Annotated in this window: 5 protein-coding genes and 1 pseudogene; 4 read left to right on the top strand and 2 right to left on the bottom strand. The window is 66.5% G+C overall.

Going from position 1 to position 5,394, the window contains the following annotated elements; translation table 11 throughout:
* Positions 1 to 253, bottom strand: a pseudogene (locus tag PHP91_RS16970) (chemotaxis protein); the annotation flags it as partial.
* 208 nt (positions 254 to 461) lie between these two features.
* Between PHP91_RS16970 and PHP91_RS16965 the strand changes: the two are divergent.
* Positions 462 to 1,736 carry an IMP cyclohydrolase gene (locus PHP91_RS16965; protein WP_300143624.1) on the top strand — a complete coding sequence of 425 codons (1,275 nt, stop codon included), beginning with the start codon at positions 462 to 464 and terminating at the stop codon, positions 1,734 to 1,736.
* A 245-nt stretch (positions 1,737 to 1,981) separates the two neighbouring features.
* Here the strand turns inward: PHP91_RS16965 and PHP91_RS16960 are convergent, their stop codons facing one another.
* Positions 1,982 to 2,275 carry a SemiSWEET transporter gene (locus tag PHP91_RS16960; RefSeq protein WP_300143621.1) on the bottom strand — a complete coding sequence of 98 codons (294 nt, stop codon included), beginning with the start codon at positions 2,273 to 2,275 and terminating at the stop codon, positions 1,982 to 1,984.
* A gap of 91 nt (positions 2,276 to 2,366) precedes the next feature.
* Here PHP91_RS16960 and PHP91_RS16955 point away from each other — a divergent pair, with 91 nt between their 5' ends.
* The 3 genes from PHP91_RS16955 to PHP91_RS16945 form a co-directional block, all read left to right on the top strand.
* Positions 2,367 to 4,421, top strand: coding sequence for a ribonuclease catalytic domain-containing protein (locus tag PHP91_RS16955; protein ID WP_300143618.1), 2,055 nt, complete (start codon positions 2,367 to 2,369; stop codon positions 4,419 to 4,421).
* Between the two features lie 9 nt (positions 4,422 to 4,430).
* Entirely contained in the window at positions 4,431 to 5,021 is a 591-nt protein-coding gene (locus PHP91_RS16950) for a MarC family protein (RefSeq protein WP_300143615.1), read from the top strand.
* 94 nt (positions 5,022 to 5,115) lie between these two features.
* Positions 5,116 to 5,394 (top strand): transporter substrate-binding domain-containing protein (locus tag PHP91_RS16945; RefSeq protein WP_300143612.1); only part of this gene is annotated, 279 nt, incomplete at its 3' end.

The following is a 5,394-nucleotide window of genomic DNA, read 5'->3' as shown; positions in this document are numbered from 1 at the left end:
CGATGGCCTTCTTGGCCCGTTCCTGGGCCTCCTCGCGGGCCAGCCCGCCGGTGGCCTCCTGCTCGCCCAGGTAGGTCAGCACGGAATAGGCGGTCTCCACGGCGCTCTTGGTGGCCAGCCGCTTTTCCGTCATGAGCGATTCACCCACCACGGGGATGAAATAGCCGAGCAACCCCGCCATGAAGATGATGATGGCGGCGAGGAAAAGACTCAACACCTTGGTTTGCATTCCCCAATCACGGAATCGCTTCATGACGCTGCCTCCTGTTGATGTTGCCACCCTCGCCAATAGAGAGAGGTAGTCATAAACAGAATTAGCCGAAGGATGGAGAGCAGAGCTATGATAAATTTCACCTTGTTGGAAAAATCCGCCGAAAAAGGGTGGCGGCGGTCCGATTGCCCACCGGGACAAGCTGTGCTATGACCGCCCCCTCACGAGCACCAACAGGGAGAGACCCACCATGAGCGACTTGAAGAAGATGTACCACACGCTGCAGCAGGACCCGTTTCCCGCGGACATGAAGCTGACCCTGGGCGACCAGGAGCTGACCTTCAAAAAACGCACCTGGGAAATCGACGGCGAGACCAAGGGGTTGCGCTACGGCGAGAACCCGGACCAGCCCGCCGCCCTCTACGAACTGGTGGACGGCCGGCTCGAGATCGGCGGCGTCAAGTTCATGGGCGCGGGCCAGGGGCTGGTCTCCGCCCTGACCGAGGAGCACATGCTCCAGGCGGGCAAGCACCCGGGCAAGACCAACCTGACCGACGTGGACAACGCCCTCAACATCCTTCAGTACCTCTCCGCCAAGCCCGCGGCCCTGATCCTCAAGCACAACAATCCCTGCGGAGCGGCCTGGACCGACGAAGGGGTGGCCGTGGCCCTCAAGCGCGCCTTCGAGGCCGACCGCATCGCCGCCTTCGGCGGGGCCGTGGTGGTCAACCGCACCCTGGACCTGGCCACCGCCGAGCTGATCAATTCCGTATATTTCGAGGTGGTGGCCGCCCCGGCCTTCGAGCCCGAGGCCCTGGAAGTGCTCAAGAAGCGCAAGAACCTGCGCATCCTGGAGATTCCCGGCATCACCCGCCTGGGCGAACTGACCACCACCCCGTTCCTGGACATCAAGTCCCTGTCCGACGGCGGCATGGTTCTCCAGTTTTCCTTCCGAAACCGCATCCTGTCCGTGGACGACTTCATCCCGGCCAGGGCCGAGAAGGACGGCAACGAGTTCGCGGCCCGCGCCCCGAGCAAGCAGGAGGCCGAGGACCTGCTCTTCGCCTGGGCCGTGGAGGCGGGGGTCACCTCCAACTCCGTGATCTTCGTCCGCGACGGCGTGACCACGGCCATCGGCACCGGCGAGCAGGACCGCGTCGGCTGCGTGCTCCTGGCCGTGACCAAGGCCTACATCAAGCACGCGGACCTGCTCTCCTCCAAGGAGCTGGGCAAGTCCCTGTTCGAGCTCAAGCTGGCGGCCATCAAGGACCCGGAGATGAAGGCCAAGCTCGAAGACATCGAGAAGCGCACCCAGGAGGCGCGCGGCGGCCTGCCCGGCTCCGTGCTCGTCTCCGACGGTTTCTTCCCGTTCCGCGACGGCGTGGACCTGTGCATGGACCAGGGCGTCACGGCCATCGCCCAGCCCGGCGGCTCCATCCGCGACCACGAGGTCATCCAGGCGGTCAACGAGGCCTCCCCGCAGGTGGCCATGGTCTTCACCGCCCAACGCTCCTTCAAGCATTAAAGAAAACGCAGGCGGGCGTGAGCGCGCCGTCTGCTTCGTCGCCGCGCGCCCGGCGGGCTCTCGCGTATGCAGATGCGTATTGATCCCGCCGGGCGCTTGCGCCTCGCTTCCGGCGCGGTTTCGTCGGCCGGACGGCAAAATGGAGTCCGGGAACACCCGGGGAATCGTTAAGAATCGTAAGGATATAACAGGAAGAATGGGGAAACGGCCTCTTCGCTGCACCGGGGCCGGTGCGAAAGGCGGGCTCAGTCGTCCCCGTCGAGGGGCTGGCGGCCCTTCCGGCCGAAGCGGAGCTTCATGACCAGGACGGCCAGCGCCAGGACCAGGGTCGCGCCGTTGGCCAGGATGACGGAAAGGGAATCGGCCAGCAGGCCGTAGACCAGCCACAGGGCCACGCCCAGGCAGAACAGCCCGTACATGCCGAGCGAGATGTCCGCCACGGAGCGCGTCCGCCAGGTGCGGACCACCTGGGGCGCGAAGGCCGCGGTGGTGCAGCATCCGGCCACGATGCCGAGGGCTTCGACGAGTTCCCGTTCCATGGCTTTCACTTATCCCGGGGCCCTTACGCTGGCAATCTTTTCATGCTAGAAAACACATACAACAACGCGAAACTTTAGACAAAGCGGAATCATGGCCAAATCAAACCTGCTCAGTCCCTCGGTCCGCCCCGGCACGGTGGTGGAATTCATGCAAGGCGACCAGCCCCAGCTCGCCTGGGTGCTGGAGGAAACGTCGGGCAGGCTCCGGCTGTGGACCATCAACAAGCGGGAGATGAAGCTCCCGGCCGCCCGGCTGCTGCCCTGGACCGGCCCCGTGGGCGATCCAGAGGCCAACCGCCAGGAAATACAGGACATCCTCAATGAACGCCAGGAGCGGCGCGGCGAAATCCAGGCCGGACTCGACGTCATGGAGCTGTGGTCCCTGGCCCAGGGCGAGCTGGAGAGCGCGCCCCTGTCCTGGTTCGCGGACCTGCTCTGGGAGGACGCCGGACCGGACGAGCTGGCCGGGCTGGGCCGGGCCATGCTCGCCACCAAGACCCACTTCAAGTTCCGGCCGCCCGTGTTCGAGATCTGGCCCGAGGAAAAGGTCGACCAGCGCATGCGCGAACAGACCGAGGAAAAGAGCCGCGAGGCCGTCACCTCCGCCGGGCAGACCATGCTGGCCGAGCTGTGGAGCGCCCACATCCAGGGCCGCTCCCCCCGGCTGCCCGCGCTGGAGGACGAACTGGCGGACGCCCTGGCCCGCATCCTCCGAGGCAAGGTGGCCGAAAACCTGGACGAAAACGACCGCAAGATCTGGGCGGCCATCTCCAAGGGGCTGCCGGACGTGCCCCACCTCCCCCTGCTCCTGGCCCAGAGCTGGGGAATCCTGCCGGCCCACCACAACTACCACCTGGACGAGGCCGAATATGAGTGGGGAGATGGCTGGTCTGAATCCTTCACAAATGATATCGCAAGGATAAAGACTGACTTTTCCAATCAACTCCAGGAGCCGGAGCCCATCGACCTCGTCTCCATCGACGGGGCCACCACCCGGGACATCGACGACGTCTTCCACATCGAGGCCGCCGGGTCCGGGTACCGGCTGACCATCGGCCTGGCCAGGCCCGACGCTCACTGGGAGTTCGGCTCGGGCCTGGACCGCGAGGTCATGGACCGGGCCACTTCCCTCTACCTGCCCGAGGGAACGGCCCACATGCTGCCGGAAACGTTCGGCACCGGGCTCTACAGCCTGTGCGCGGGCGAGGTCCGCCCGGCCCTGCTGACCACCTTCGTGCTGGACGAGCGCGGCGCGCTGGTCTCGACCACTCCGCACGCGGCCTGGATTCGCGTGCGCGAGAACATGACCTACGAGGCGGCCGAGGCGGCCATCGCCTCGGGGAGCGACCCGGCCCTGGCCCTGGCCCACCGGCTGGCAGGGCTGCGCCTGGAGCGCCGCCTGGAAGAGGGCGCGAGCGTCATCCGCAAGCCCGAGCCCGTGGTCACCATCTCCGGCGAGGGGCGGGACACCGAGGTGGAGATCGTCCTCAAGGACCCCAGCCCCCGCGCGGAGCTGGTCATCAGCGAATTCATGATCCTGGCCAACGCGGGCCTGGCCCTCTGGGCGCGGGACAACGGCGTCCCCCTGCTCCACCGCACCCAGGACATCGCCCTGCCCCAGGAATCGGCGGGCATCTTCACCGAACCCGCCGAGATCCTGCGCGCGGTCAAGCTCCTCCTGCCGCCCGTGCTGGAGACAACGCCCCGGCGGCACGCGGCTCTGGCCGTCCCGGCCTACGCGCCCATCACCTCGCCCCTGCGCCGCTACACCGACTTCGTGAACATGGCCCAGGTCTGCTCCTTCCTGGCTGCGGGCGCGCCCCGGCTGGACGCCGAGTCCCTGGACCGGCTGGCCGTCCACCTGGACATGCGCGTCAAGGCCGTGGGCGCGGTGCAGCGCTTCCGCCCCCGCTACTGGAAGCTGGTCTACCTGGCCCACCACCGCAAAACCCTCCAGCCCGCAGTGCTGGTGGAGGAGAACGGGCCCATGGCCACCCTGTCCATGCCCCACCTGCAGATCAACGTCCGGGTGCCGCGCAAGATGCTTGGCGACAAGCTCTACCCCGGCCAGTCGTTCAGCATCAATTTCACCCGCGTCGACCCGCTCACCAACGAGATCAAGGTGGGCGACATCTTTGAGGAATAGGAGAAATACATGGCCTCGTTGTTCATTTCCCTTTACATGAAGCTGTTCTTCCTGCTGACGCCGTTCTTCGTGCTCTCGGTCTTCCTCTCCATGACCGAGGGCATGGACGTGCCCACGCAGCACCGGCTGGCCCTGCGCACCACCATCGCGGTGCTCACGATCGCGCTGATTCTGTATTTCGCGGGCAACCCGATCTTCTCCACTCTGGGACTGACCCAGGACGGATTCCGGGTGGGCGCGGGCGCGCTGCTCTTCCTCTCGGCGGTGTCCCTGGTCTCGGGCAAGCGGCAGCGGCCCGAGTCCGACGACGACACGGACCCGGCCGTGGTGCCCCTGGCCATCCCCATCACCGTGGGCCCGGCCACCATCGGCACCCTGCTGGTCCTGGGCGCCGAGCTGAAGGGAACGCACCAGCTCGTGGGCGCGGGCGCGCTGGCGGCGGCCTGCCTGACCGTGGGCACGCTGCTCTTCTCGGCCTCGGCGGCCAAGAAGTTCATCGGCCACATGGGCCTTTCGGTGCTGACCAAGGTCACCGGCCTGGTCCTCTCGGCCATGGCCGCCCAGATCATCTTCACCGGCATCAAGGGATTCCTGGCCTGATCCGCCGAACAAGGAACGGGAAAACGGCACGTTGCAATAATCCGATACTCGCCCTATGATGCCCGAAACCGCAACCAAGCCCACAGGAACCGCCATGACCACCATCTCCCGCCGCCAGGCCCTGCGCCTGATAGCCGTCGCCTCCGCCACCCTGCCCCTGGCCCCCACCCTGGCCATGGCCGCCGACAACACCACCGTGACCTGCGGCTGGAACGCCGCCTTCCCGCCCTTTTCCATGGAAAAGGACGGCCAGGTCACCGGCATCCTGGTGGACTGCATGAACGAGCTGCTGGTCAAGCGCATGGGCCTGACCGTCCGCCACCAGGCCGGGTCCTGGCCCGCCGTGCAGGACATGGCCCGCACCGGCAAGGTG

The sequence above is a fragment of the Pseudodesulfovibrio sp. genome (assembly GCF_028692895.1).
GTDB lineage: Bacteria > Desulfobacterota > Desulfovibrionia > Desulfovibrionales > Desulfovibrionaceae > Pseudodesulfovibrio.
Note: the sequence above shows the minus strand (reverse complement) of the source record. Positions and strands in the feature narration are given on the sequence as shown.